Origin of the sequence: Allobosea sp. (assembly GCF_035944895.1) — a bacterium.
In the GTDB taxonomy this organism is placed as follows: Bacteria; Pseudomonadota; Alphaproteobacteria; order Rhizobiales; family Beijerinckiaceae; genus Allobosea.
The window spans coordinates 572,389-596,853 of record NZ_DASZAT010000010.1; the positions used below are offsets into that span (position 1 = coordinate 572,389).

The 24,465-nt window shown below is 68.0% G+C and carries 22 protein-coding genes; 19 read left to right on the top strand and 3 right to left on the bottom strand.

Annotated features, from left to right (window positions below; all coding sequences use genetic code 11):
* Positions 1-79: 79 nt before the first annotated feature.
* The 19 genes from VGV58_RS18385 to VGV58_RS18475 all read left to right on the top strand — a co-directional run bounded on the left by VGV58_RS18385 (position 80) and on the right by VGV58_RS18475 (position 21,883).
* Entirely contained in the window at positions 80-1,330 is a 1,251-nt protein-coding gene (locus VGV58_RS18385; RefSeq protein ID WP_414644016.1) for an ABC transporter substrate-binding protein, read from the top strand.
* A gap of 171 nt (positions 1,331-1,501) precedes the next feature.
* Complete coding sequence (locus VGV58_RS18390) at positions 1,502-2,356, top strand: helix-turn-helix transcriptional regulator (protein WP_326875474.1); 855 nt, start codon at positions 1,502-1,504, stop codon at positions 2,354-2,356.
* Positions 2,349-3,362, top strand: a complete 1,014-nt coding sequence (locus VGV58_RS18395) for a branched-chain amino acid ABC transporter permease (protein ID WP_326875475.1) — start codon at positions 2,349-2,351, stop codon at positions 3,360-3,362. Before VGV58_RS18390 ends, VGV58_RS18395 begins: the two co-directional genes overlap by 8 nt.
* 2 nt (positions 3,363-3,364) lie before the next feature.
* Positions 3,365-4,453, top strand: coding sequence for a branched-chain amino acid ABC transporter permease (locus VGV58_RS18400; protein ID WP_326875476.1), 1,089 nt, complete (start codon positions 3,365-3,367; stop codon positions 4,451-4,453).
* Positions 4,450-5,238, top strand: coding sequence for an ABC transporter ATP-binding protein (locus VGV58_RS18405; RefSeq protein ID WP_326875477.1), 789 nt, complete (start codon positions 4,450-4,452; stop codon positions 5,236-5,238). Before VGV58_RS18400 ends, VGV58_RS18405 begins: the two co-directional genes overlap by 4 nt.
* Positions 5,231-7,474, top strand: a complete 2,244-nt coding sequence (locus VGV58_RS18410; RefSeq protein WP_326875478.1) for an ABC transporter permease — start codon at positions 5,231-5,233, stop codon at positions 7,472-7,474. The genes VGV58_RS18405 and VGV58_RS18410 overlap by 8 nt, the downstream gene beginning before the upstream one ends.
* Entirely contained in the window at positions 7,471-8,346 is an 876-nt protein-coding gene (locus VGV58_RS18415; RefSeq protein WP_326875479.1) for a phosphoenolpyruvate hydrolase family protein, read from the top strand. The genes VGV58_RS18410 and VGV58_RS18415 overlap by 4 nt, the downstream gene beginning before the upstream one ends.
* A 27-nt stretch (positions 8,347-8,373) precedes the next feature.
* A complete protein-coding gene (locus tag VGV58_RS18420) occupies positions 8,374-11,256 on the top strand; it encodes a flotillin family protein (protein WP_326875480.1) in 2,883 nt (960 codons plus the stop codon).
* A gap of 10 nt (positions 11,257-11,266) precedes the next feature.
* The gene (locus VGV58_RS18425) at positions 11,267-11,704 is read left to right on the top strand and encodes an SRPBCC family protein (RefSeq protein ID WP_326875481.1); all 438 of its coding nucleotides are present in this window, start codon (positions 11,267-11,269) and stop codon (positions 11,702-11,704) included.
* A gap of 2 nt (positions 11,705-11,706) precedes the next feature.
* A complete protein-coding gene (locus VGV58_RS18430) occupies positions 11,707-12,159 on the top strand; it encodes an SRPBCC family protein (protein ID WP_326875482.1) in 453 nt (150 codons plus the stop codon).
* Between the two features lies 1 nt (position 12,160).
* On the top strand, positions 12,161-12,982 hold the full coding sequence (locus tag VGV58_RS18435) for an FAD binding domain-containing protein (RefSeq protein WP_326875483.1): 822 nt from the start codon (positions 12,161-12,163) through the stop codon (positions 12,980-12,982).
* Positions 12,983-12,992: 10 nt separating this feature from the next.
* Complete coding sequence (locus tag VGV58_RS18440; RefSeq protein ID WP_137879628.1) at positions 12,993-13,475, top strand: (2Fe-2S)-binding protein; 483 nt, start codon at positions 12,993-12,995, stop codon at positions 13,473-13,475.
* A gap of 11 nt (positions 13,476-13,486) precedes the next feature.
* Complete coding sequence (locus VGV58_RS18445; protein WP_326875484.1) at positions 13,487-15,247, top strand: xanthine dehydrogenase family protein molybdopterin-binding subunit; 1,761 nt, start codon at positions 13,487-13,489, stop codon at positions 15,245-15,247.
* 1 nt (position 15,248) lies between these two features.
* Positions 15,249-16,292, top strand: a complete 1,044-nt coding sequence (locus tag VGV58_RS18450) for a xanthine dehydrogenase family protein molybdopterin-binding subunit (RefSeq protein WP_326875485.1) — start codon at positions 15,249-15,251, stop codon at positions 16,290-16,292.
* Between the two features lie 4 nt (positions 16,293-16,296).
* Positions 16,297-17,181, top strand: a complete 885-nt coding sequence (locus VGV58_RS18455; protein ID WP_326875486.1) for an AAA family ATPase — start codon at positions 16,297-16,299, stop codon at positions 17,179-17,181.
* Positions 17,178-18,293 carry a vWA domain-containing protein gene (locus VGV58_RS18460; RefSeq protein WP_326875487.1) on the top strand — a complete coding sequence of 372 codons (1,116 nt, stop codon included), beginning with the start codon at positions 17,178-17,180 and terminating at the stop codon, positions 18,291-18,293. The genes VGV58_RS18455 and VGV58_RS18460 overlap by 4 nt, the downstream gene beginning before the upstream one ends.
* The gene (locus tag VGV58_RS18465) at positions 18,290-19,171 is read left to right on the top strand and encodes an amidohydrolase family protein (protein WP_326875488.1); all 882 of its coding nucleotides are present in this window, start codon (positions 18,290-18,292) and stop codon (positions 19,169-19,171) included. Before VGV58_RS18460 ends, VGV58_RS18465 begins: the two co-directional genes overlap by 4 nt.
* A 17-nt stretch (positions 19,172-19,188) precedes the next feature.
* Positions 19,189-20,037 (top strand): N-acyl homoserine lactonase family protein, encoded by an 849-nt coding sequence (locus VGV58_RS18470; protein WP_126111056.1) that lies wholly within the window; start codon positions 19,189-19,191, stop codon positions 20,035-20,037.
* A gap of 220 nt (positions 20,038-20,257) precedes the next feature.
* Complete coding sequence (locus tag VGV58_RS18475) at positions 20,258-21,883, top strand: isochorismatase family protein (RefSeq protein ID WP_326875489.1); 1,626 nt, start codon at positions 20,258-20,260, stop codon at positions 21,881-21,883.
* A 27-nt stretch (positions 21,884-21,910) separates the two neighbouring features.
* On the opposite strand, the gene VGV58_RS18480 is transcribed toward VGV58_RS18475, so the two are convergent.
* From VGV58_RS18480 to VGV58_RS18490, 3 genes are all read right to left on the bottom strand, one after another.
* Positions 21,911-22,582 (bottom strand): GDSL-type esterase/lipase family protein, encoded by a 672-nt coding sequence (locus VGV58_RS18480; protein ID WP_326875490.1) that lies wholly within the window; start codon positions 22,580-22,582, stop codon positions 21,911-21,913.
* A 64-nt stretch (positions 22,583-22,646) separates the two neighbouring features.
* Positions 22,647-23,501 carry an ABC transporter permease gene (locus tag VGV58_RS18485; RefSeq protein ID WP_326875491.1) on the bottom strand — a complete coding sequence of 285 codons (855 nt, stop codon included), beginning with the start codon at positions 23,499-23,501 and terminating at the stop codon, positions 22,647-22,649.
* Positions 23,498-24,451, bottom strand: a complete 954-nt coding sequence (locus VGV58_RS18490; RefSeq protein ID WP_326875492.1) for an ABC transporter permease — start codon at positions 24,449-24,451, stop codon at positions 23,498-23,500. Before VGV58_RS18490 ends, VGV58_RS18485 begins: the two co-directional genes overlap by 4 nt.
* Between the last annotated feature and the right edge of the window lie 14 nt (positions 24,452-24,465).

The following is a 24,465-nucleotide window of genomic DNA, read 5'->3' on the forward strand; positions in this document are numbered from 1 at the left end:
TAGAGCGGGATAAAAATCCGCCACCGGCTCCGCCGTTGGACACCTTCGGCGCGGCCGGCCACGCAGGGAGGTGAATGCAATGCGGAAGGCACTGATGGCCGCCGTCGCGGCGTGCGCTTTGATTGCGGCCGGAGGCACCGGCCAGGCTCAGGAAAAACTCAAGATCGGCGTCTTGGCGACGCTTTCGGGTGCGCTGACCTCGGGCGGCGAGGACGGCGTGCGCGGCGCCCAGATCGCGCTGAAACAACGTGGCGGCAAGATTGCCGGCCGCGAGGTCGAGTTCATCATCGCAGCGACCGATGCCAGCCCGGACTCGGCGCTGCGCGCCGCGCGCAAGCTGGTCGAGCAGGACAAGGTCCAGCTCATCCTCGGCCCGCTCTCGGGTTCCGAGGGCATCGCGATGCGCGATTATTCGAAGACGGTGCCCAACGTCACCGTGGTCGATGCGTCCTCGGGCGCGCTCGAGACGACCTACGTCAATCCGTCGCCGAACTATTTCCGCTTCAACAGCAACGGCGCGATGTGGATGGCCGGGCTCGGCGAATACGTCTTCAAGGACAAGGGCTACAAGAAGCTCGCCGTGATCGGCGAGGACTACTCCTTCCCCTATACGCAGGTCTTCGGCTTCGCCCTCGGCTATTGCAAGGCCGGCGGCCAGATCGTACAGCGCCAATGGGTGCCGCTCGGAACCAAGGATTTCGGCTCGGTCATCGCCAATATTCCCGATGATGTCGACGCCGTCTTCCTCGGCCTCGGCGGTGGCGACTCCGTCAACTTCCTCAATCAGTACGGCCAGACCGGCGGCAAGGCGAAGTTTGTCGGCGGCTCGATCATGGTCGACCAGACCGTGCTGTCCTCGCGTGGCGCGGCCAAGAAGCTCCTCGTCGGCACGCCCTCCTCGGGCGGCGTCGCCGATGCCTGGGACGACCCGAAATGGAAAGCCTGGGTGAAGGCCTATCAGGACGCTTTCCCGGCGGACAAGCGCTTCGCCAGCCCCTCGCTGTTCGCGACCAATTATTACAATGCCTTCAGCGGGATGGCGGCGGGACTGGAGAAGGTCAATGCCGACCTCTCCGACGGCGGCGCCAAGTTCCGGGCCGCACTCGCCAAGGTCGAGCTCGATGCCCCGAACGGGCCGATCAAGCTCGACGACGACCGGCAGGCGATCGCGACGACCTTCATCACCGAAGTCGTCGAGGCGCCGAACGGTGACCTCACCAACAAGTTCGTCCGCACCGTCCCGAATGTCTCGAAGACGATGGGCCTGTCTGCGGACGCCTTCAAGGCCGTCGGACTGCCCTCCCGGACCAATCCGGAATGCAAGCCCTAGTCGTTCCTACCGACTGACTCCCCGGACGGGAGCGCGCCAAGGATCGCGCCCTGTCCGGCCAGCCGTCCCGCTCCGGTCAACGACGTCGCGCGCTTCCTGAATGCGGCGTTGGGCGAAGGCTCACCTGATGAGGCAGCCTTAGGCCCACCGGGCTTTGCTACGCGAGGAGCCATGAGTCGCGCAGTCGCGGTCTGCCACGGTCCGTTCGGACGGGTGTCGATCTACGACCTCGATCGCCCAATGGTGGTGCATGCCCACCGCGAGGCTCATCTGATCTTCTTCCTCGACGGGTCGCGCGGCCTCGTGACCGTCAATGACCGCACGGTCCGGGTCGATCCCTTCATGGGCGTTGCGGTCAATCCCTGGGAACCGCACAATTTCCAACCGGAGCAGCCGGGTTCCTTCGGCCTGTTCCTCGTCATCTATCTCAAGCCGGAATGGCTGGCGGCGCAGGCCATGCCGTCGGCCAGTTCGTTGGTCTTCCCGTCATCCGAGCTGGTCGTGACCCGCGAGCTCGCCGCCTGGCGCGACCAGGCGGTCGAGATGCTGCTGTCGCAGCATCGCGAGCTCAACCTCGCCCCGGTGCTGATGGCGCTGGCGCAGGCTTCCAGCGAGCCGATCGGACCCGAGCTCGTCTCTTCGCTGCTACACGACACCTCGGCAGGTGCCCTCGATCGGCGGGTGCTGCGCGCCTGCCGTCTGCTGGAGCAGCATACCTCGTCCGAAGGCGCGCTCGCCCAGATCGCGCGCGAGGCCGGGCTATCGCGCGCCCATTTCTTCAAGCTCTTTCGGCAACAGGTCGGCGTCACCCCGACGGTCTTCGCCAATACCGCCCGTATCGACGCGGCACTCGAGAGGATCGTGCTGTCGAGCGACCCGGTGACCAGCATCAGCCACCGCCTCGGCTTCTCCGGCCAGAGCGTGTTCACCCGCTTCTTCACCGCTCATGTCGGCATGGCACCGCGCGACTATCGCCGGGTGCTGCGCACCGTCGGACTGCCGCAAACGCGGGCGAGCCATGTCTGACTTCATCGGCCGCCGCCCGATCTGGTCGCTGGTGATCCTGATCGCGGTCGCCCTGCTCCTCTTCCTGATCTTCGCGGTCTGGACGCCGTGGATGGAGCTGACCTTCGGCAGGAAGCGCGTCTTCCTGAGCGCGCTCTTCAACGGCATCACGCTCGGCGGGCTCTATTTCCTCGTCGCCAGCGGCTTCACGCTGATCTTCGGCCTGATGCGCAACGTCAACCTCGCGCATGGCTCGCTCTATCTGTTCGGCGGCTATGTCGGCTACAGCATCGGCAACCTGACGGGATCCTGGTTCGCCGCGCTGATCGGCGCCTTCGTGGTCGTCGCCCTTGCCGGCATCCTGATGCAGGTGCTGCTCTTCCGCTGGATGGAGGGCCAGGACCTGCGCCAGACGCTGGTCACGATCGGCCTCTCCATCATCGTCGCAGACCTCCTGCTCTGGGGCTATGGCGGCGACACCTTCCAGGTGACGACGCCGGACTGGCTCTCCGGCCCGGTGCAACTGCCCTTCATCGTCGCGCTGCGCAGCAATGGCGAGGCGGTGATGATGATGTACCCGCTGGTCCGCATCGCCATCCTGATCGGCGCGATCATCCTCGGCGTCGCGATGTGGCTGGCGCTCAACCGCACGCGGATCGGCATGCTGGTCCGCGCCGGCGTCGATGATCGCGACATGCTCTCTGCGACCGGCGTGCGCGTGCAGCTCGTCTTCGTCATGGTCTTTGCCTTCGGCGCCGGGCTTGCAGGCTTGGCCGGGGTCGTCGGCGGCACCTTCCAGTCGCTGCAGCCGGGCGAGGATACCAAGATCCTCCTGTCCTCGCTGGTCGTCGTCATCGTCGGCGGCATGGGCTCGATCCCCGGCGCGGCGATGGGCGCGCTCATCGTCGGCCTCGCCGAGCAGTTCGGCTCGGTCTACATGCCGACCTATGCGGTGATGCTGACCTTCGTCATCATGGTCGTCGTGCTGGCGATCCGGCCGCAGGGCCTGGCCGCGGTGAGGCGCTGACGATGGCGCTGGCCGAACCCCGCCTCGCAATCGCGACGCCGCGCCCTCGCGAAGGACTCGCCGAGGTGATCGCCCGGCAGGGCACCGCCTTCTGGATCGTCGCGGCGCTGCTCCTGGTGATGCCGCTGATCGCGAGCCCGTTCTGGCTCGTCCAGATCCTCGCCTACGCGATGATCCTCGGCATGATCGCGCTCAGCCTGATGTTTCTCGCCGGCTATGGCGGCATCGTCAGCCTGGTGCAGATGACCGTCGCGGCCTTCGCCGCCTATCTCGTCGCCATCTTCGGCGACAGCGCCATCACCCAGATCAGCCTGAAATGGCCGTGGTGGACGGCGGTGCCGGTCGCGATCCTGCTCGCCACCCTGTTCGGCACGCTGAGCGGCGCGCTCTCGGTCAGGACCGAGGGCATCTACACGATCATGATCACCCTCGCGATCGGCTCGGCCTTCTATTACCTCGCCCTGCAGAACTACACGATCTTCAATGGTTTCAGCGGCTTCAACGGCGTGATGCCGCCGGTCTTCCTCGGCATCGACTGGGGAAGCACAATGCCGTTCTACTATCTGACGCTCGGCTGCGCCGCCCTCGCCTATGCCGGGGTCGTCTATGTCTCGCGCGCACCTTTCGGCCTTGCCCTGCAAGGCACACGCGACAATCCCCGGCGCATGGCGGCGCTCGGCTTCGACGTCGTCGCCCATCGCATCGCAGCCTACGCCTTCGCCGCGGTGATCGCCGCCTTCGCCGGCGTGCTGCTGGTCTGGTACCAGCGCCAGGTCTCGCCCGGGACGGGCGGCGTCGGGCCGGTGGTCGACATGCTGATCATCGCCGTGGTCGGTGGCCTCAGCCGCCCGATCGGCCCCTTTATCGGCGCGCTGGTCTATGTGCTGCTGCGCACCTTCGCGCTCGACCTGCTCGACTGGGTCGGGCTCGAAGGCAAGCGCTATCAATTGCTGATCGGCGTCGGCTTCCTCGTCATCGTGCTGTTCTCGCCGGACGGGCTGGTCGGCATCTGGCAGCGCCTGCGCGAGCGCTATCGCAAAGGCCGCGAGGCACAGGACGCGCAGATGCGGACCGGCGGAGGCGCATCATGAGCGCCGTGCCGAGCCTGGAACGGCTGAGCAGCGCCGGTTCGGCCAATGCGCTCGAACTGCGCGGAGTCTCGCGCCTGTTCGGGGCGCTGGCGGCGCTGTCCGACGTGACCCTGTCGGTCCGCCCCGGCGAGCGGCGGGCGGTGCTCGGCTCGAACGGCGCCGGCAAGACCACATTGTTCAACTGCGTCACCGGCGATTTTTCGCCGAGTTCCGGCGTCATCCGCTTCTTCGGCGAGGATGTGACGGCCTTTCCGCCGCATGAGCGCATCCGCCGCGGGCTCCGGCGCACCTATCAGATCTCCTCGCTCTTCGCCGGGCTGACGGTACTCGAGAATGTCTATCTCGCCTGCCGCGGCGTCTCGCGGAACCGTTTCTCGCTCAGGCGGCCGCGGCGCGACGACACGCTCCAGCATGCCGCCGAGAGCCTGGTCGACGCCGTCCATCTCAGCGCCGTCAGGGACCGGCTGGTCGGCGAGCTCGCCTATGGCCAGCAGCGCCAGCTCGAGATCGCGCTCGCCTTGTCGGGCGCGCCGCGTTTCATCCTGTTCGACGAGCCAGCGGCTGGCCTGTCGCCGACCGAGCGGGCCGACCTCGTCCAGATCCTGACTTCGCTGCCGGCCCATATCGGCTACATCATCATCGAGCACGACATGGACGTGGCGCTGCGCGTCGTCGAGAGCGTGACGATGATGCACAATGGCCGCATCTTCAAAGAGGGGCGGCCGGACGAGATCGAATCCGACCCGGAGGTTCAGGAACTCTATCTCGGAGGCGGTCATGGCTGAGCGCCTGAAAGCCCCGCCGCCGGCCGGCATACCCGTCCTGCAGATCGCCGGCCTCAACGTCTTCTATGGCCGCTCGCACGCCGTCCAGGGCGTCGACCTCACGCTGCAACACGGTGTCCTCTCCGTCGTCGGTCGCAACGGCATGGGCAAGACCACCATGTGCAAGGCGATCATGGGTTTGGTGCCGATCGCCTCCGGCTCGATCCGCTTCTTCGGCGAGGAGATCGCCGGCCGCTCGCCGGCCGAGGTGGCACGGCTCGGCATCGGCTATGTCCCGCAGGGCCGCCGGCTCTGGCGCTCGCTGACGGTCGACGAGCATTTGCGGCTGATGCAGCGCGGCAAGCGCGGCGCCTGGACGCCGGAGCGCATCTACGAGGTCTTCCCGCGCCTGGCCGAGCGCCGCAACAATGGCGGCGGCCAGCTTTCCGGCGGCGAGCAGCAGATGCTCGCGATCAGCCGCGCGCTCCTGCTCAATCCGCGCCTGCTCATCATGGACGAGCCGACCGAGGGCTTGGCGCCCGTCATCGTCGCCCATGTCGAGGAGATGCTGGTCCGCCTCGCCGAACAGGGCGATGTCGCGATCCTGGTGATCGAACAGAACATCGGCGTCGCCACCCAGATGTCCGATCCCGTGGCGATCATGGTCAACGGCCGGATCAACCGCATCATCGCCTCGGCGACTTTGGCCGGCGACCGCGACCTGCAACAGCGCCTGCTCGGCGTCGGCCGCCATGGTCATGACGAGACCGACGCGGCTTCGGACGCGGCGCCGGCAGCCGGAACCGCCCGGCCTGCCGCTCCCGCACCGGCTGGCCCGACCCGCGTCTACATCTCCAACCCGGTCATCCCGAACCGCTGGTCGCAACCCGTGCCGGCGGCGCGGATCGAGGCGCAGGCCCGCACCATCTCGCGCCCGACATTGGCGACGCGCGACGGCCAGCCGGTCGGGGCGATCCGGCCACTCGCGGCTGCGGCGAGCAGCGAACCCTTTGTCGTCATCGCCGGCACGCTCGACACCAAGGGCGAGGAGCTGCGCTTCATCCGCGACCTGATCCGGGCGGAAGGGCTGCGCACCCGTCTCGTCGACCTCTCGACCTCAGGCCGTAGTGCGGGCGGCGACGTCACCCCGCAGGAGATCGCCCTCGCCTCGCCCAAGGGTTCGGCCGGTATCTCCTCCGGCGATCGCGGCACGGCGGTCGCGGCGATGACCGAGGCCTTCAAGGCCTGGCTGCCGCGCCAGCAGGGCCTGCTCGGCATCATCTCGGCCGGCGGCTCGGGCGCGACCGCGATGGTGACCCCGGCGATGCAGGCGCTGCCGGTCGGCCTGCCCAAGCTGATGATCTCGACCATGGCCTCCGGCGATGTCCGCGCCTATGTCGGCGCCACCGACATCGCGATGCTGCACGCCGTCACCGACGTGCAGGGTGTCAACCGCGTCTCGCGCCTCGTGCTCGGCAATGGCGCGCATGCCATCGCCGCCATGGCCAAAGCCCGTCTCGCCGAGCTGAAACCTGATGCCCCCCGACGCCGCGAGGCCGAGAAGCCGCTGGTCGGGCTCACCATGTTCGGCGTCACCACCCCTTGCGTGCAGCAGGTCTCCAGACTGCTCGCAGACGACTGGGAGCCGCTCGTCTTCCACGCCACCGGCACCGGCGGGCGCTCGATGGAGAAGCTGGTCGAGTCCGGCCTCGTCGGCGCAGTGATCGACGTCTCCACCACCGAGATCTGCGACCTGCTGATGGGCGGCTTCCTGCCGGCGACAGAAGATCGCTTCGGCGCGATCATCCGCACCCGCATTCCCTATGTCGGCTCGGTCGGCGCGCTCGACATGGTCAACTTCTTCGCGCCCGAGACGGTGCCGGAGCGCTATCGCGGCCGGCTGCTCTATCCGCATAACCCGCAGATCACGCTGATGCGGACCACCGCGGAAGAGAACGCCCGGATGGGCCGCTGGATCGGCGAGCGGCTGAACCAGATGGAAGGGCCGGTCCGTTTCCTGATCCCCGAGCTCGGCGTCTCCGCGCTGGATGCGCCCGGCCAGGCCTTCCATGACCCGGCCGCCGATAGCGCCCTGTTCCAGGCGCTGGAGCAGACGGTGCGCACCGGTCCGAACCGGCAGCTCATCCGCCTGCCGCTCCACATCAACGACCCCGCCTTCGCTGCCGCTCTGGTGCAGCAGTTCCGCACGCTGCATGGCGGCCGGCGGCGCGAGCGGGCCAGCGGAGGCAGGTCATGACGCGTTTCGACAAGAAGGCCCTGCTGAAGCGCTTCCGGGCGATGATCGCCAAGGGCGAGCCGATCGTCGGCGGCGGCGCCGGCACCGGCCTCTCGGCCAAATGCGAAGAGGCCGGCGGGATCGACCTGATCGTGATCTACAATTCCGGCCGCTACCGCATGGCCGGCCGCGGCTCGCTCTCCGGTTTGATGCCCTATGGCGACGCCAACGCGATCGTCATGGAGATGGCAGCCGAGGTGCTGCCGGTGGTGAAGAATATCCCGGTGATCGCAGGCGTCTGCGGCACCGACCCGTTCCGGCGCATGGACGTCTTCCTGGATGAGGTCCAGCGCATCGGCTTCTCCGGGGTGCAGAACTTCCCGACCGTCGGGCTGATCGACGGCACCTTCCGCGCCAATCTCGAAGAGACCGGCATGGGCTACGGCCTCGAGGTCGAGATGATCGCGTTGGCCAATGCCAAGGGGCTGCTGACCACGCCCTACGTCTTCTGCGAGGACGATGCGCGCGCGATGGCGAAGGCCGGCGCCGACATCATCGTCTGCCATCTCGGCCTCACCACCGGCGGCTCGATCGGCGCCGAGACGGCGCTCAAGCTGAAGGATTGCCCGGCATTGGTCGAGAGCTGGGCCAAGGCTGCGCTCGCCGTGAAGAAGGATGCGATCATCCTCGTTCATGGCGGGCCGGTCGCCGAGCCCGCCGATGCCGACTTCATCATGAAGAACACGGTCAACTGCCACGGCTTCTACGGCGCGTCCTCGATGGAGCGCCTGCCGGTCGAGGTCGCGATCCGCGACCAGACGCGCGCCTTCAAGCAGATCAGCCGCTCGGCGGCGACGGGAAAGCCGGCGCGCAAGGCCGGCAAGACGAAATGACCCGGGCACGGGCGGGAGGATGCTGACATGACGGGACAGCTGATCGGATCGCTGATCCTCTGGCTGATCGTGGCGGTGATCGTCATCGCCATCGTCGTCTATCTGGTGAACTGGCTCTATCGCCGTTCCTCGAAGGAGGTCTCCTTCGTCCGCACCGGCCTGTTCGGTGAAAAGGTGGTGATCAATGGCGGCGCCTTCGTGCTGCCGATCATCCACGACGTCACGCCGGTCAACATGAACGTGCTGCAGCTCGCGGTAACGCGGGCGAACAATGACGCGCTGATCACCCGCGACCGGATGCGCGTCGACATCGACGCCGAGTTCTATGTCCGGGTGAAGCCGGAGCGGCAATCGGTCTCGGTTGCTGCCGCCACGCTCGGCCGGCGCACCCTGCAGCCGGACCAGCTCAATGCGCTGCTCTCCGGCAAGTTCATCTCGGCCCTGCGTACCGTCGCCTCCGAGATGACGATGGAAGAGATGCACGAGCAGCGCGGTTCCTACGTCCAGCGCGTCAAGGATGCCGCCGCCGAGGCGCTCGACCAGAACGGGCTCGTGCTGGAATCGGTCGCGCTGACCGATCTCGACCAGACCGACCTGCAATATTTCAACCCGTCCAACCGCTTCGACGCCGCCGGCCTGACGCGGATCATCGAGGAGATCGAGGACAAGCGGAAGCTGCGCAACGACATCGAGCAGGACTCGATGATCCGCATCCGCACCCGCAATCTCGAAGCCGAGCGTCAGGCGCTCGACATCGAGCGCGAGAGCGAGGCGGCGCGGCTGGAGCAGCAGCGCGAGATCGAGATCAAGCGCGCCATGCAGCGCGCCGAGGTCGCCCGCGAACGCGCCGTCCGCGACACCGAGGCCGAGCAGGCGCAGATCACCTCGCGCGAGGAGATCGAGAAGTCGCGCATCGCCAATGAGCGCGCGATCAGCGAGGCGCGTATCGCCTCGGAGAGGGACATCCGCCAGCAGGAGATCGCCCGCACCCGCGCCGTCGAGGAGGCCGAGATCGCCGCCCGCGAGCAGGTCGAGAAGGCACGCATCGCCAACGAGCAGACGATCAATGCCGCCCGCATCGCCTCCGAGCGCGAGATCCGGCAGAAGGAGATCGAGCGCACCAGGGTGCTGGAGGCCGCCGAGATCGAGGCCAGGGAGGCGACCGAGAAGGCTCGCATCCTGCAGGAGAGCGCGGTCAATGCCGAGCGCATCGCTCGCGAGCAGGAGGTCCGCAACCGCGAGATCGAGCGCACCCGCACGCTCGACCAGGAAGACATCGCGGCACGCGAAGCCGTCGAGTCGGCGCGCATCGTCCAGGAAGAGCGCGTGCGCTCCCTCCAGATCGCCCGCAACAAGGCGCTCGACGAGGCCGAGATCGCGGCGCGCGAAGCGGTCGAGAAGGCCCGCATCGCCCAGGAGGACGTGATCACGGCCGACCGGATCGCGCTGGAGCAGCGCAAGCGGCTCCTGGAGATCGGCCGCACCGAGACAGTGGACGCCGCCGAGATCGCCGCTCGGGAGACGGTGGAGAAGGCCCGGATCAGCCAGGAGCGGATCGTCTCGGCCGAGCGCATCCGCCGCGACGAGGAGGTCCGCAACCTCGAAATCGCCCGCAACCAGGCGATCGACACCGCCGAGATCTCGGCACGCGAAGCGACCGAAGCCGCCCGCATCGCGCAGGAGAAGGTCGTCGCCGCCGAGCGCATCGCCGCCGAGCTTTCGACCAAGGAGCTCGAGATCAAGCGCAACGCCGATCTCGATGCCGCCGAACTGAAGCGCCGCGACGCGGTCGAGCGCCAGCGTATCGCCACCGAGCTCGGGCTGGAGAAGGAGCGGATCGACTCCAGCAAGACCCGCGAGATGCTGCAGATCGCCCAGAAGAAGGCGGTCGAGGTCGCCGAGGAAGAGCGCGCCATCGTGCTCGCCGCGAAGAAGGTCGAGCGCACCGACGCCGACAAGGCGCTGCGTCAGGCCGAGATCACCGCGCGCCAGCAGGTCGAGACCGTCGACATCGCCCGCGAGCAGGCGCTTGAAGCGGTCAGGATCGAGCGCCGCCGCGCGCTGGAGCAATTGGAGATCGCCCGCAACCAGGCGCTGCAGGAGGCGCAGATCGTCTCGAACGAGGAGATCGAGCGCGCCCGCATCTCCTCCGATCGTGGCCTCGACGAGGCCCGCGTCGGCCGCCAGCGCGAACTGCGCAAGCTCGAGATCGAGCGCGAGCGCGAGGTCGAGTCCGCCGCCATGGACAAGGCGATCGCGCTCTACGCCAAGTCGCTGGAGGAATCGGCGGCACAGGCCAATGCCGAGATCGCCCGCGCCAAGGCGGTCGAGGCCGAGGAGAAGGTCAAGACCGTCCGCGAGAGCGAGGGCGCGAGAAGGCGCAAGACCGTCGAGGTCCTGCTCGCCGAGAAGGCCGCCGAGGAAGCCCGCATCGCCGCCGAGGCCGAGAAGGTGCGCCGCGCCGTCGAGGCCGAAGCGCAGAAGCTGCTCTACGAGGCGGAGAACGTGCTCAGCGACGGCGCCCGCTACGGGCTGTTCCGCCGCCGCCTGCTCGACAAGATCGAGGGCATCGTGCGCGAAAGCGTCAAGCCGATGGAGAAAATCGAGGGCATCCGCATCCTCCATGTCGACGGGCTCGCTGGCGGGGCAGGAGCGAGTGGTGCTGGCGGCGCGGCACGCTCGCCCACCGACGAGGTCATCGAATCCGCCCTGCGCTACCGCGTCCAGGCGCCGATGATCGACCAGGTGCTGAAGGAGATCGGCATCGAGGGCGGCAACCTCGCCAAGATGGGCGGGCTGATGCGCGAAGCCTCCGACATGCAGCGCGTCGCCAAGGAAGCGCAGCCGGCCAAGCCGAAGGGCGGGACCGGCGGCACCGGCGGCGAATCCGGCCCGGCCGAGAAGGCGTGAGGACGAGAGCATGGCCCGCGTCTACGTTTCCAGCGTCATCGCCGCCCCGGCCGCCAAGGTCTGGGCCCGCGTGCGTGACTTCAACGGCCTGCCGAACTGGCACCCTCGCATCGCCGAGAGCCGGATCGAGAATGGCGAGCCGGCCGACAAGGTCGGCTGCATCCGCGCCTTCTCGCTGCGTAGCGGCGACCGTTTGCGCGAGCAGCTGCTCGGGCTCTCCGACTACGACATGTTCTGCACCTATTCGATCCTGGACTCGCCGATGCCGCTGACCAACTACGTCGCGACGCTCCGGCTGACGCCGATCACCGACCAGGAGCGGACCTTCATCGAGTGGTCGGCCGATTTCGACTGCGCGCCCGACAAGGAGGCCGAGCTCATCGCCGGCATCGGCACCAATGTCTTCCAGGGCGGCTTCGACGCCCTCAAGCGCGCCTTCGGGGGATAGCCATGCCCCATGTGGTCCGCAGCACGATCATCGATGCGCCGGTGGACCGGCTCTGGTCGGTCCTGCGCGACTTCAACGGACATGACCGCTGGCACCCGATCGTGGCGAGGAGCGAGATCGAGCGCGCCTACCCGTCCGACCGGGTCGGCTGCATCCGGCGCTTCCAGCTGCGCGACGGCAGCGAATTGCGCGAGCAGTTGCTGACCCTCTCGGACCTCGAGATGACCTTCAGCTACTGCCTGCTCGATACGCCGATCCCGCTGTTCAACTACGTCGCCCATGTCCGTTTGCTGCCGGTGACCGACGGCAATCGCAGCTTCTGGCACTGGGAGAGCCGCTTCACCACGCCGCCCGGACGCGAGGCAGAACTCGCGCAGCTCGTCGGCGACGAGGTCTACACCAACGGCATCGAGGCGGTGCGCCGCCTGCCGGCGATCGTCGGCGAGGAGGCTTGACATGCTCGACCTCAGAACCTGTGCCAGCCTGTCGGAAGCAGCCGGCATCCTCTCCGGCGACCGCCAGGCGCTGTTGATAGGCGGCGGCACGCTGGTGATGCGCGACGTCAACGAGGGCCGTTTGACCGATGGCACGCTGGTGCGCGTCACCGATCCGGCCTTCCGGCAGATGAGCACCGGCGGCGCCCGCGTCGAGCTCGGCGCGGGCGTGACCATGGCGATGGTGCTGGCCAATCGCGACCTTGCCTGCCTGCACGCCGCGGCGCGCGCCATTGGCGGGCCGGCGGTCAGGACGATGGCGACGATCGGCGGCAATCTCTTCGCGGCTGCGCCCTATGGCGACTTCACCGTCGCGCTGCTGGCGCTCGATGCGCAGGTCATCCTGCAATCCGGCTATGGCTCGGGCCGGGCGGTGCCGCTGGAGGATTTCCTCAGCGCCCGCGAGCGCGGCGGCCAGGGGTTGGTGACGGCAGTCCAGTTCGCCCGGCCGCAGAACTCGGCCGAGTTCCATTTCCGCAAGATCAGCCGGGTGAAGCCGAAGGGCATCTCGGTGCTCTCGATCGCGGCGCATCTGCCGCTGTCGGGCGGCCGCGTCGCGCAGGCGCGTGTCGCCTATGGCGCGATGGCGCCCACCCCGATCCGCGCCCGCGGCGTCGAGCGCGCGCTCGACGGCAAGCCGCTCGACCAGGCGGCGATCCAGCTGGCGAAGCAGGCGGCGCTCGAAGGCTGCCGCCCGGCCACCGATGCAATCGCCAGTGAGTGGTACCGGCGCGAGATCCTCCCCGTCCATCTCGGCCGGCTGCTCGCCGGCGAGCCGCGCTGAGGAGGCGCCGATGGCCAAGCTCCCGCTCCAGTTCCGGCTCAATGGCAGCGACCGCGCCACCTTCGTCGACCCGGCCAGCAACCTGCTCGACACGCTGCGGCGCGGGCTCGGCGATTTCGGCCCGAAATACGGCTGCGGCCAGGGCACTTGCGGCGTCTGCACCGTGTTGGTCGACGGCGAGCCGCAGCTCGCCTGCCTGACGCTTGCAGTGTCCTGCGAGGGCCGCCAGATCGAGACGACGTCCGGCATGGCGGATGGCCCGAACCTGCACCCGCTGCAGGACGCCTTCATGGACCATTTCGCCGCCCAATGTGGCTTCTGCACGCCGGGCATGCTGACCGCAGCGCGGGCGCTGCTGGCGAAGAACCCGCAGCCGAGCCGCGAGGAGGTCGTCGAGGCGATCAGCGGCAATATCTGCCGCTGCACCGGCTACGAGCCGATCATCGCCGCCATCCTCGCCGCGGCGAACGCGCCCGGCGCGCGCCGAGCTTGAGGGAGGTCGCCATGGCAACGATGGAGATGCGCAAGGACCTCTTCGCCGACGAGCGCGACGACAATCTCAACGTCATCGGCAAGGGCGTGCAGCGTCAGGACATGCCCGGCCATGTCACGGCGCGCACCCGCTTCTTCGACGACCACGCCTTCGACGGCATGCTGCATCTGAAGGTGGTGCGCAGCCCTCATCACCATGCCCGCATTCGCGCGATCGACATCTCGGCCGCCGAGCGCGCGCCCGGCGTCAAGCGCGTGCTGCGCGGCGCCGATGTGCCCGTGAACAAGAACACGCTGCTCAGCCTGATCAATTTCGGCAAGGACGACGAGCCGTCGCTGGCAGTCGGCAAGGTCAGCTACAAGGGCGAGCCGGTCGTCGCCATCCTCGCCGACAGCGAGGCGCAGGCGCAGGCTGCCTGCAAGCTGGTCCGGATCGATTACGACCCGCTGCCGGCAGTGTTCGACGTCGAGGAGACGCTGAAGCCCGGCGCACCGGTGGTCAACGAGACCTATCCCGGCAACTACTTCGAATATCACGAGCGCTTCGACCATCAGAAGCTGCGCTTCGGCGATGTCGAGCGCGGCTTCGCCGGCGCCGACATCGTGATGGAACATCGCTACCAGATGTCGCCGATCGAGCATGCGCCGACCGAGACCAACGGCTCGATCGCGGCGCCCGAGCAGAACGGCCGTTATCTCGTGCACTCCTGCGCGCAGGGCCTGTTCTTTGCGCTCGGCACCACCGCCAAGATCGTCGACGTCGAGTCGAACCAGCTGCATTTCATCGGCGGCACGGTCGGCGGCGGCTTCGGCGGCAAGGTCGACTCGCTGACCGAGCCGCTCGCCGTGCTCGGCGCCATGCTGACCGGTCGGCCGGTGCGCTTCGTGCTCGATCGCGAGGAGGAGATGCTCTACGGCTCGCCGCGCGGGGCCGAGCGCATCTACATCAAGGACGGGCTGATGCGCGACGGGCGGATCGTCGCCCGCCATATCCGCAGCTATTTCGACGCCGGCGCCTATACGCGGCTGTCGAGCTATGCGGCGATCAAGTGCACCGCGCATGTGCCGGGGCCCTACTGGATCCCCAACGTCGCTTCCAACATCTATGTCTCCTACACCAATCGCTGCCCCTCGACCGCGATGCGCGGCTTCGGCGTCACCGCGGTCGATTTCGCGCTCGAGGTCCAGATGGACCGCCTCGCCGAAGCCGCGAACATGGACCCGATGGAGCTGCGCATCCTCAACGCCTATCGCGATGGGGACATGAAACCGCATCGGCGCGCCGCCAAGAACACGGCACTGGTCGAATGCGTGCAGGTCGCGGCTGAGAAAGCGAACTGGCCGCTGTCGGAGCAGGCGAAACGGGCGTCCTCGTTGATCGGCGGCGGCGCCGGCGAGCGCTCGCAGATCCCGGCGACGCAGCTCGATGCCCGCGGCCAGATTGGCCGCCCGGACTCGCGCAATGGGCCGGTGACGCAGGTGCTACCGGCCGGCACGAGCCGGATCGCGCCGAGCAAGCAGCCGGTGATGGAAGGCGCTCGCGACGGCCGCGCTACGCCGACGCAGGTTCCGCGCTACGAGCCGCAGCGGCCGGTGGCCCCACCGCCTCAGGCTTACCAGCCTGCGCCGCCGCCCTATCAGCCAGCCGGGTCTTATTCGCCGCCGCCGGCTTATCAACCGGCAAGCCCGCCCCCTGCCCCGCCGGTCGCGCCGGCGCAGCCCCAGCACGGCGCGGTACGGTTCTCGTCGGTCTTCGGCACGAGGAGGCGCTGACATGGCTCGTCACGAAGGCCGCGGCATGGCCTCGGTGAATTATCCGATCGGCATGAACCTGGGCGGCGATCCCAGCCAGGCGCTGATCCATTCCAACCCGGACGGCAAGTTCACCGTCGCGCTCTCGGCGATCGATCTCGGCCAGGGCATGAAGCAGGTCTCGCGCCAGATCGCGGCCGAGACGCTCGGCGTGCCCGTCGAGGACGTCTATGTCGACACCGCCGACAGCGACACCGGCCCGCACGATATGGGCTCCTTCGCCTCGCGCGGCACGCACCGCATGGGCAACGCCATCATCGTCGCGGCGCGCGAGGCGCGCGGCGTCCTGCTCGAAGCCGCGGCGGAAGAACTCGAGGTCAACGCCGCCGACCTCGTCACAGACGGGCGCGGCAACATCCATGTCCGCGGCGCCCCCTCGCGCAGCATCACGGTCAAGGCCACGGCGCAGGCGGCGCAGTTCAAGCAGGGCAAGACCATCGCCGGGCGTGGCATCTTCCTGATCCCGCTCTCGGCCGTCGATGCCGAGACCGGCGAGATGAACCCGAACACCGCCTTCGCCCATGCCTGCCTCGTCGCCGATGTCATGGTCGACGACGAGACCGGCGAGGTCGAAGTGCTCCGCATGACCAGCGCCTATGAGCTCGGCCGCGTCATCAACCCGCGCATGGTCGAGCAGCAACTGGTCGGCGGCGCCTGGATGGGCATCAGCCACGCGCTCTACGAGACGCCGGAGCCGTACTACCCCAATCCGGAACACGGCCCGCGCGACTTCAACGAGTATTTGATGCCGGGGCCGGGTGACATCGCGCCCTATCACGTCACCGTGCTGGAACGGCCGGCGCCGGACGGGCCGTTCGGCGGCAAGGGGCCGGGCGAGATGTGCGCCAACCCGGTGCTGCCGGCGATCGCCAACGCCGTCTACAACGCCGTCGGCGTCCGGGTCGATGAGTTGCCGATCACGCCGGAGAAGATCCTGCGCGGCCTCAAGGCGAATGGCGGCGTCAAGCCCGGCCCGCGCCGCGGCGGCCCGGTGAACTGGCGGTGAACCGATGGCGCTGAGGACGACCGTCGCCGGCATCTCCAGCCCCGAGGACCTCGCCGAGGCCCTGCAGGCGGCGATGTATCTCGCCGATGACGGCATCGCGACGGCCGGCTACCTCTCGCTCGCGCTCGGCAAGCCGCTGCTGCTGGAGGGCGCGCCCGGCGTCGGCAAGACCGAGGCCGCCAAGGCGCTCGCCGGCATCCTCGGGCGCCAGCTCATCCGCCTGCAATGCTTCGAGGGCATCGACGCGGCGGCCGCGCTCTACGAATGGAACTACCCGCGCCAGATGCTCGCCATCCGCCAGGCCAAGGAGGGTGAGCAGCTCGACATCTATCGCGACGACTTCCTGATCGAGCGGCCGATGCTGACGGCGCTGCGCCGGCCGGATCAGGTCGTGCTGCTGATCGACGAGATCGACCGCTCGGACCACGAATTCGAGGCCTTCCTGCTCGAATTCCTCTCGGATTTCTCGATCTCGATCCCCGAGCGCGGCACCTTACGTGCACCCGAGCGGCCGGTGGTGATCCTGACCTCGAACCGCACCCGCGAGCTGCACGAGGCGCTCAGACGCCGCTGCGTCTACCACTACATCGCCTATCCGGAGCCCGAACGGGAGGCGCAGATCATCATGCTGCGCTCCTCCGCCGTCGCCGAGAGCACGGCGCGTGCCGTCGTCCATGCCGTCGGGCTGTTGCGAGAGGAGCCGCTCGCCAAGCCGCCGGGCGTCGCCGAGGCGGTCGACTGGGCCGAGGCCGCGACCGCGCTGGCGCAGAGCGGCGCGCCCTGGCCGGAAGCCTTTCGCCGCTCGCTCGGCGCCGCGATCAAGGACGAGGAAGACCTCGCTCACTTGCGTCCGCGTCTGCCGCTGTTCATTCCGGGGCTGGCTGCATGATCGCGCCTCTGCCTCCTGCCATCAGGCTCTTCGTCGCCTTCCCGGCGCTGCTGCGTGAGCACGGCATCGCGGTCGCGCCCGAGCAGACGAGCAGCTTCCTGATGGCGATCGAGCTGCTCGGGCCGCGCAGCGTCGAACATGTCCGCAAGGCCGCGATCGCGACGCTCGCCCCCCACCCCGAGCAGCGCGAGCGCTTCGATGCGCTGTTCGACCTGCATTTCCTTGGCGGCGCCCTCGCCGAGCCGGGCGATGACGATTTCGCGCCGGACGAGGACATCTCGGTCCAGGAGGATTCCGGCTCGCGCGAGGTGCTGATCGGCGAGGAGGCCAACGAAACCGGCCAGGTCGCGACCGGGGCGGAAGCCCTGTCGATCCGCCAGCTCAAGGCGCTCGACGACAACGAGACCTTGCGCCGTTTCGGCCGGGCGCTGCCGGCCGCCCTGCCGCGTCGGCGTGGCTATCGCCACCGGGCTGCGCGCCGCGGGCCGATGGTCGATCTCGCCCGCAGCCTCAAGGACGCAATCCGCCATGACGGCGAGGTGATGAGCCTGAAGCGGCTCCGGCGCGTGACGCGGCCGCGGCCGATCCTGCTGCTGATCGACGTCTCCGGCTCGATGAAGCAGCGCAGCGACGCCAATCTCGCGCTGGCGCATACGATCATCCACGCGACCCGGCAGGTCGAGGTCTTCACCTTCGGAACCCGCCTCACCCGCGTGACCCGGGCGCTCAGGCGCAAGCGCCGTGAACAGGCGCTGGCCGAGGCCTCCGGCCTCGTCGCCGACTGGGATGGCGGCACCCGCATCGGCGATGCGCTGCAGGCCTTCCTCGCCGTGCCGCGCTTCGCTGCCTACGCGCGCGGCGCCGTCGTCGTCGTGCTTTCCGACGGCCTCGAACGCGGCGACCCATCGGCGCTGGTCACAGCCGTCGCAAGGCTGGCCCAGCGCGCCCATCGCATCGACTGGCTGACGCCGCTCGCCGCCGATCCCGGCTACCGGCCCGAGACCGAAGCGCTCCGGCTGATCGCGCCGCGCCTCGCCAGCCTCTCGGATGGCGCCAGCACGGCGCGGATCTGCCGGCACATCCTGTCACTCGGAGGCTCGCTAGCCGCATGACCGGTCTCGTCGATTCCCATTTCCACATCTGGCGGCAGGCCGACCTGCCCTGGCTGCTCGGCCCGATGCAGCCACGCATCTTCGGACCCTATGAGCCGATCCGCCGCGACTATCCGATCGCCGAATACCTCGGGGATTGCCGGCCGGCAGGCGTGACGCAAGCCGTCTATGTCCAGGCCAACTGGGCGACCGACCGTTATCTCGACGAGGTCGCCTACGTCTCGCAGGCCTCTGACGAAACCGGCTTCCCTATCGCCATCGTCGCCTATGCCGACATGCTGGCGCAGGATGCGCGTCCGCAGCTCGACCTGCTCGCCCGCAATGCCCGTGTGCGCGGCGTGCGCATGCAACTGCACTGGCACGAGAACACGCTCTACCGCTTCGCCAGCGGGCCCGATCTCGCCCGCGACCCGAGCTTGATCGCCAATGTCGGGCGGCTGGCGGAGTACGGCTTCAGCTTCGACCTCCAGGTCTTCGCCGGCCAGATGGCGGGCGCGGCCGAGCTCGCCGCCGCCTGCCCGAAGGTGACCTTCGTCCTCCAGCATGCCGGCATGCTGGAGGACCTTTCGCCGGAGGGCATCGCCGCCTGGCGCGAGGGCATGAGGCTGCTCGCAGCCCAGCCCAACATCGTCAGCAAACTTTCTGGCCTCGGCACCTTCCAGCGTCGGAACGATCCGGAGCAGATCGCCTTCATCATCGGCGAGACGCTTGCCTTATTCGGCCCCAAGCGCTGCCTGTTCGGCTCCAATTTCCCGATCGAGAAGCTTTGGACCTCCTATGCCGAGCTGATCGCCGCACATCGCGCCGCCGTGCCGCAAGCCGCGCTGGCCGCCGTGTTCAACGAGACCGCGAGGCGGGTCTACCGCCTCGGCCAATAATCAAGGGGAGGACGTTCATGGCCCTCGAAATCAAGATCCTCGACTATGGCGATATCGAGCTGGAATCGAGCTTCCTCGTCCTCGGCCGCGATTGCGGCCGCACCCGCCGTGTGCCGACCTATGGCTTCCTGATCCTCGGCGGGCCCTGGCCGGTGGTGGTCGACACCGGCTACCGCCACAACCAGATCATGGAGAGCCTCGGCATGCGCGGCCTCCAGTTCCACGAGAACATGATCGAGAACCAGCTCGCCAAACACGGCGTGCGGATGGGCGATGTGCGCTATGTCATGCACACCCATCTCCATATCGACCATGCCGGGAAGGACGAGCTCTTCCCGATGAACACCACCGTGCTCGTCAACCGGCGCGAGCTCGAATACTCCGTCTCCGGGCTGATGCACCCGCAATACCCCGCGCCCGACATCAAGCACCTGATCGACCGTTTGCACACCCGCGATGCGCTGCGCTTCGAGGACCTCGAACTCTCGGGAATGATCGAGCTCTTCCCCGGCTGCTATCTCGAAGCCGCCGGCGCTCATACCGAAGGCTCGATGAACGTCCATGTCGATACGAACGAAGGCCGCGCCATCATCTGCGGCGACGTGATCTACGATTTCAACGACCAGATCGTCTCCCCCTTCCACGAGCTCCACGCCAACGAGCCGCGCACCACCGGCAATCACGGCGTTTCCAAGCGCGAGGAGAAGGCGGCGATCAAGAAGCTGCTCGCCAACGGCGCCTTCCTGCTGCCGGTGCACGACAAGCCGGCCAAGATCGCCCATGGCCAGGTCGTCGGCCGCATGGACATGGCGGTGCCCGGCCCGGTGGTGCAGTCGCTGCCGGCGCGCAACTGGTTCGCGGCGTGAGTACCATTTCAGCTGTCGGGGAAAGATGCTCGCTTTCCCCAGCCCTCATCCTGAGGAGCCGCGCAGCGGCGTCTCGAAGGATGGTTCAGCAAGCGCTGGAACCAACTGGAGCATCCTTCGAGACGCGCCCTGCGGGCGCTCCTCAGGATGAGGGCTGGAGGATCCCAACAGAGGCCCGTCTCGGCCAGCCGAAGTCTGCCAACGCTATTCACGGTGTTCCATGACCACCCACACCGCCGTCCAGCCCGGCTTCGCGGACCTGATCGACCTCTGGGCGCCGGTGCGTCAGCTCGGCACCGGCTTCGAATTCTGCGAGGGACCGATCTGGCATCCGCAGGAACAGCATCTGCTGTTCTCGGACATGCCGGGTGATGTCCGCCGCCGCTGGGATAAGGGCGGCGTGCGCGAGGTCAGGCGGCCGGCGAACAAATGCAACGGCATGACCTACGACGCCGCACTGAACCTGATCGTCTGCGAGCACGCGACCTCGTCGCTGGTACGCGAGCGGCCGGACGGGCAGCGCGAGGTCATCGCCTCGCATTTTGAGGGCATGGAGCTCAACAGCCCGAACGACGTCGTGGTGAAATCGGACGGCGCGATCTACTTCTCCGACCCCTGGTATGGCCGCATGCCGGTCTTCGGCGTCGAGCGGCCACGCCAGCTCGGCTTCCAGGGCGTCTATCGCATTCCCCCGGAGGGCGGAGCGCCGCAGCTCCTGGTCGACCGCTATCTCTTCGACCAGCCGAACGGGCTCTGCTTCTGCCCCACGGAAGACCGGCTCTTCGTCAACGACACGGTCCAGCACAATATCCGCGTCTTCGACGTCAAGCCCAATGGCCGGCTCGCCTCCGGCCGCATCTTTGCCTCCGGCATCGTCGGCTCCGAACCCGGTGTCCCCGACGGGATGAAATGCGATGCGCAGGGCAATATCTGGGTCACCGGCCCGGGCGGCGTCTGGGTCTACTCGATCAAGGGCGAGCTGATCGGCAAGCTGCGCGTGCCCGAGCTCGTCGGCAATCTGACCTGGGGCGGCCCGGACTGGCGCACGCTCTTCCTCACCGCGAGCCATTCGCTCTATGCGGTCGAGACCAAGGTCGGGTCGCGGATCGAGCCCTATATGAAGGCGGGTGGGAGCGCGCATTCGAGCCGCAACGCGCCGACGGAGAGGCCGATGGCCGATGCTGGCCCTGCCGCCTCCATTTCGGCGAGCGGCGTGAAGAAGGCTGCCGCCGGCTACCGGCTCGACCCGTCGCGCTGTGCCCTGATCATCCAGGACATGCAGAACGACGTCGTCATGGAGGGCGGCGCCTTCGCCGCTTCGGGCTCGCCGGAGCATTGCCGACAGCAGAACGCGATCGCCAATGGCGCGCGCCTGGCGCAAGCGGCGCGGGCGCGCGGCATCCCGGTGATCCATGTCTGGTTCATCGTCGAAGCCGGCACGCCGGGCGTCACCATGAACGCACCACTGTTCGAAGGGCTCGCCGACGCCAGGGCGCTGGTGCGCGGCACATGGGGTGCCGCAGCCGTGCCGGGCCTGGAGGCGCAAACCGGCGACCATGTCGTCGAGAAGCAGCGCATGAGCGCCTGGGAGGGCACGCGGTTGGAGACGGTGTTGAAGGCGCTCGGCCGCGACATCGTCATCGTCACCGGCGCCTGGACCAACATGTCGATCGAGCACACCGCCCGCACCGGCGCCGACAAGGGCTATTTCATGCTGGTGCCGGAAGACGCCTGCTCAACGATGAACGCCGAATGGCACACCGCTTCGGTCAATTATGCGCTGCAGAACGTCTGTGTCGTCACGGATGTCGATGCGGTGATCGCCGCGACGGACGACAGAACCTGAAGCCGCCGCTGGAAACATCGCGACAGCTCACCTCGCCGCGTCCGCTGGAACACCGATGACGTCGGCGAGCACACCGGCCCAAAGTGCGTAGCCCGCCGCATTCAGATGGACGCCGTCAGCCTCGTAATAGCGGCCCATCGGCCGGCCGTTCCGCCCGATCAGGCAGCTGCCGACATCGACATAGCCGCCGGCCTGATCGCCTGCATGGCTGTCCCTGAGCAGCGCGTTGAAGGCGTCGAACTCGCCGGCATGGAGCCAGCGTCCAGGACTGTGCTTGATCGAGAGGCGGTGGATCGGGACGGCGCCGAACTTCTCCCGGAGCCGCAGCGTCAAACGTTCCAGCGCTTCGAAGGCCGAGCCGGCGTCGAGCCCGTCATTAGCGATGTCGTTCTCGCCGAAATAGAGCACGATCCGCCCGGGCTCGACGAGATCGAGCAGGGCGTCGCAATAGCGCAGGCCGCTCTCGGCCGTGCCGCCGCCGAAGCCGAGATTGGCGACCTCCAGCGAGCCGAAATCCTCGGCCATCCGGTCCCAGTAGCGGAAGGAGGACGAGCCGAAGAAGACAACCGGCTTGCCGGCGAAGCGCCGGCGCATGATCTGGCCGCGCACCGCGAGCACGTCGTCGTCATAGCGCGTGGTGGTCCATTCCGCAGGGAGGGACGGCGTGGCGACAGGAGCGATCGAAGGATGCCGGTTCACGGAACGGGCCTCATGAGCAGGGAACGGCAGCGAGAATGCGGACGAGGCGCGCGCCGGGTCGTCATCACGCTCTCCGTCCGGAGAGGCGGGGATCGATGCGCTCGCGCAGGGCATCGCCGAGCACGTTGATTGCGATCACCAGCAGCGACAGGAACAGGCCGGGAAAGGCGATGATCCAGGGCGCGACGCGGAAGAACTGGCGCCCGCCCGCCATGACGTTGCCCCAGCTCGGCAGGTCCGGCGAGATGCCGACGCCGATGAAGCTGAGGATGGCTTCGGCGAGGATCGCCGAGGCGCAGACGAAGGTCGCCTGGACCACGAGGGCCTCGGTCGCGTTCGGCAGGATATGCCGGATAAGGACGCGCGGCGTGCTCGATCCGATCGCGATCGCCGCGTCGACATAGGGCAACTCGCGCAGGCTGAGCACCACGCCGCGCATCAGCCGCGCTGTCCGCGGGATCTCCGGCACGCTGATCGCGATCATCACGGTCGCAAGGCCGCCGCCGAGCAGCGAGGCCAGCGCGATCGCCAGCAGCACGCCCGGAATGGCCATCAGCCCGTCCATGATGCGCATCAGCACGGTGTCGGCCAGCCGGACATAGCCGGCCACCAGCCCGATCAGCCCGCCCGCTAGCAGGGTCAAAACCGAGACGCCGAGTCCGACCATGAGCGAGGTCCGGGCACCCGACAGCGTCCGCACGAAGATGTCGCGGCCGAGATTGTCCGTGCCGAACCAGTGGGTCGCGCCCGGCGGCTGCAGCGCCTCGCCCATGTTGAGATCGCTGCTGTAGCCGAGGATCGGCGGCGCCAGCAACGCGCAGGCTGCGACCGCCGTGACGATGGCGAAGCTCAGGCCGATCACGACCGTCGACGCCTTGAGGGAGCGACCGGCGCGGACCATTTGCGGCTGGGAGCTCATGAGCGCATGTCCTGCCGGATCCGCGGGTCGAACAGCGCATAGCTGAGATCGACGAGCAGGTTCACCAAGACGAGGACGAAGGCGAAGACCAGCATCACCCCCTGCACGACCGGGTAGTCGCGCGACAGGATGGCATCGACGGTCAATCGCCCGATCCCCGGCAGGTTGAAGACGGATTCGGTGACGACCACGCCGCCGAGCAGGGCCGCGAAGGAAGTGCCGACAACGGTCACCACCGGCACGCCGATATTTTTCAACGCATGCGTGGCGACGACCTTGCGCTCGGGCAGGCCCTTGGCCCGCGCGGTCCGGATATAGTCCTCCGACAGGACGTTGAGCAGCGTCGCCCGCGTGATCCGGGCGACCAGCGCGGCGAAGAGCAGAGTGAGCGCCACCGTCGGCAGCGTCAGGCTGCGCAGGCTGTTCCAGAGCCCGCTCGCCAGCGGCCGATAGCCCTGCACTGGTAGCCAGCCAAGCTCGATCGCGAAGACCTGCATCAGCGCGTAGCCGATTACGAAGACCGGGATCGAGAAGCCTGCGACCGAGAGCGCCATGACGACATAGTCGGTGACCAGGCCGAGACGCCGGGCGGCGAACACGCCCGCCGGCACCGCGACGAGGACCGAGAGCAGCGTAGTCGTAAGCGCCAGCATCAGGGTCGGCTCGGCCCTCTGCAGGATCATCGTCGCGACCGGGCGGCCCGAATAGACGGAGACGCCGAGATCGAACTGCGTCAGCTGGCGCAGATAGATCAGGAATTGCACCACGAGCGGCTGGTCGAGATGCAGCCGCTGGCGGATCTGCGCGATCTGCTCGGCACTGGCATTGTCTCCCGCCATGGCCGCCGCCGGATCGCCCGGCCCGATATGCAGGAGCATGAAGACGACGACCAGGACCGTCAGCATGACGGGCAGCGTCGCCAGGAGCCGCGAGAACAGAAAGCGCGCCATGAGCAGACCTTGAA

Excerpts from the sequence above, each read along its gene's own strand:
- VGV58_RS18385 (WP_414644016.1), top strand. The coding sequence starts at position 80 with ATGCGGAAGGCACTGATGGCCGCCGTCGCGGCGTGCGCTTTGATTGCG.
- VGV58_RS18390 (WP_326875474.1), top strand. The coding sequence starts at position 1,502 with ATGAGTCGCGCAGTCGCGGTCTGCCACGGTCCGTTCGGACGGGTGTCG.
- VGV58_RS18395 (WP_326875475.1), top strand. The coding sequence starts at position 2,349 with ATGTCTGACTTCATCGGCCGCCGCCCGATCTGGTCGCTGGTGATCCTG.
- VGV58_RS18400 (WP_326875476.1), top strand. The coding sequence starts at position 3,365 with ATGGCGCTGGCCGAACCCCGCCTCGCAATCGCGACGCCGCGCCCTCGC.
- VGV58_RS18405 (WP_326875477.1), top strand. The coding sequence starts at position 4,450 with ATGAGCGCCGTGCCGAGCCTGGAACGGCTGAGCAGCGCCGGTTCGGCC.
- VGV58_RS18410 (WP_326875478.1), top strand. The coding sequence starts at position 5,231 with ATGGCTGAGCGCCTGAAAGCCCCGCCGCCGGCCGGCATACCCGTCCTG.
- VGV58_RS18415 (WP_326875479.1), top strand. The coding sequence starts at position 7,471 with ATGACGCGTTTCGACAAGAAGGCCCTGCTGAAGCGCTTCCGGGCGATG.
- VGV58_RS18420 (WP_326875480.1), top strand. The coding sequence starts at position 8,374 with ATGACGGGACAGCTGATCGGATCGCTGATCCTCTGGCTGATCGTGGCG.
- VGV58_RS18425 (WP_326875481.1), top strand. The coding sequence starts at position 11,267 with ATGGCCCGCGTCTACGTTTCCAGCGTCATCGCCGCCCCGGCCGCCAAG.
- VGV58_RS18430 (WP_326875482.1), top strand. The coding sequence starts at position 11,707 with ATGCCCCATGTGGTCCGCAGCACGATCATCGATGCGCCGGTGGACCGG.
- VGV58_RS18435 (WP_326875483.1), top strand. The coding sequence starts at position 12,161 with ATGCTCGACCTCAGAACCTGTGCCAGCCTGTCGGAAGCAGCCGGCATC.
- VGV58_RS18440 (WP_137879628.1), top strand. The coding sequence starts at position 12,993 with ATGGCCAAGCTCCCGCTCCAGTTCCGGCTCAATGGCAGCGACCGCGCC.
- VGV58_RS18445 (WP_326875484.1), top strand. The coding sequence starts at position 13,487 with ATGGCAACGATGGAGATGCGCAAGGACCTCTTCGCCGACGAGCGCGAC.
- VGV58_RS18450 (WP_326875485.1), top strand. The coding sequence starts at position 15,249 with ATGGCTCGTCACGAAGGCCGCGGCATGGCCTCGGTGAATTATCCGATC.
- VGV58_RS18455 (WP_326875486.1), top strand. The coding sequence starts at position 16,297 with ATGGCGCTGAGGACGACCGTCGCCGGCATCTCCAGCCCCGAGGACCTC.
- VGV58_RS18460 (WP_326875487.1), top strand. The coding sequence starts at position 17,178 with ATGATCGCGCCTCTGCCTCCTGCCATCAGGCTCTTCGTCGCCTTCCCG.
- VGV58_RS18465 (WP_326875488.1), top strand. The coding sequence starts at position 18,290 with ATGACCGGTCTCGTCGATTCCCATTTCCACATCTGGCGGCAGGCCGAC.
- VGV58_RS18470 (WP_126111056.1), top strand. The coding sequence starts at position 19,189 with ATGGCCCTCGAAATCAAGATCCTCGACTATGGCGATATCGAGCTGGAA.
- VGV58_RS18475 (WP_326875489.1), top strand. The coding sequence starts at position 20,258 with ATGACCACCCACACCGCCGTCCAGCCCGGCTTCGCGGACCTGATCGAC.
- VGV58_RS18485 (WP_326875491.1), bottom strand. The coding sequence starts at position 23,501 with ATGAGCTCCCAGCCGCAAATGGTCCGCGCCGGTCGCTCCCTCAAGGCG.
- VGV58_RS18490 (WP_326875492.1), bottom strand. The coding sequence starts at position 24,451 with ATGGCGCGCTTTCTGTTCTCGCGGCTCCTGGCGACGCTGCCCGTCATG.